2 protein-coding genes are annotated in these 1340 nt (G+C 60.0%); both read left to right on the forward strand.

Annotation, left to right across the window (positions count from 1 at the left end; genetic code table 11):
• The coding region (locus tag ACSFA3_RS23610; RefSeq protein ID WP_435507849.1) for an IS4/Tn5 family transposase DNA-binding protein at positions 1-502 on the forward strand (502 nt) is incomplete at its 5' end.
• Between the two features lie 6 nt (positions 503-508).
• A complete protein-coding gene (locus tag ACSFA3_RS23615) occupies positions 509-1327 on the forward strand; it encodes an IS4 family transposase (RefSeq protein WP_435507850.1) in 819 nt (272 codons plus the stop codon).
• Positions 1328-1340 lie beyond the last annotated feature (13 nt).

Below are 1340 nucleotides of genomic sequence, written 5' to 3' on the forward strand. Positions count from 1 at the left end.
TAGACTCGGGGGCAACATCGGAGGCACGATTCCGTTCGCATGCCAGGACTGGGCTAACACCAAGGCTGCCTACCGGTTTCTGTCCAACGATGATGTTGACGAGCATGCCATTCTTTCTGGGCACTTCCAGGCCACGCGTGATCGGGCCCAGGCGAGCTGCGGCCCATTGCTCATCCTTCAGGACACCACGGAGTTCTCCTACAAGAGGGACAAGCCGGAATTGATTGGCTTCAAGGGGGTGACTCACAGCCGACGCGACGAAGCGGGCCGTCCCCAACCGCACACTACCTGCGGCACCTTGATGCACTCGAGCCTCGTCGTGACGGCACAGGGGCTGCCGCTAGGCCTGTGCGCGATCAAGTTCTGGAGCCGTCAGAAGTTCAAAGGCACCAGCGTGCTGAAACGCAAGATCAACCCGACGCGTGTTCCGATTGAAGAGAAGGAAAGCGTCAAGTGGCTGCTGAACCTGCGCCAGTCGAACGCCTTGATCGACGAGCCCTAGCGCTGCGTGCATATTTGTGATCGCGAGAGCGACATCTACGAGTTGTTCTGCCTGGCCGATGAGCTCGGAACTCGCTTCCTGGTGCGAACCTGCGTCGACCGGCTGGCTGGCGATGGCGGTCACACGATCGCTGACGAAATGGCCGATGTTCGCGTGCGAAGTTTGCATCGCGTCGAGTTCCGCGACGAGCGGGGTCAGCCTTGTCAAGCCACCCTGGAGATCCGATACCGGCGCATTGGAGTGCTTCCGCCCATCGGCAAGCAGAAGCTGTATCCACCGCTTGAGTTAACGGTACTCCATGCGCAAGAGCGTGAAGCGCCAGCCGGTCGTGCCCCGCTGCAGTGGAAGCTCATCACAAACCTGCCGGTGTATTCCAAGGCCGAGGCCATCGAGAAAATCGACTGGTACGCCATGCGCTGGAAGATCGAGACCTTCCACAAAATCCTGAAGTCGGGTTGCCGAGCCGAGGACTCCCGACTGCGAACAGCCGACCGCCTGACCAATCTGATCGCGATCTACTGCATCCTGAGTTGGCGCATCTTCTGGTTGACGATGCTCAACCGCGCCGATCCGGACACCAGTCCGAGCGAAGCGTTCACCGACGTCGAGATCGCGGTGCTGGATCAGCTGTCACCGACGTCGACTGTCCCGGAGTTCTTGCCTCGGACGCTGTCGCACTACACCATCGAGTTAGCCAAGCTCGGTGGCTACCTCGCGCGCAAAGGCGACCCTCCGCCCGGCAACATCGTCATGTGGCGCGGGCTCACACGTCTAACTGACATCGTCCTCGGGATGCAACTCGGGGCGAAAGTTGTGGGTAATTGAAAGGTTTATTGAC

Source organism: Variovorax glucosi (genome assembly GCF_051216695.1).
Lineage (GTDB): Bacteria > Pseudomonadota > Gammaproteobacteria > Burkholderiales > Burkholderiaceae_C > Variovorax.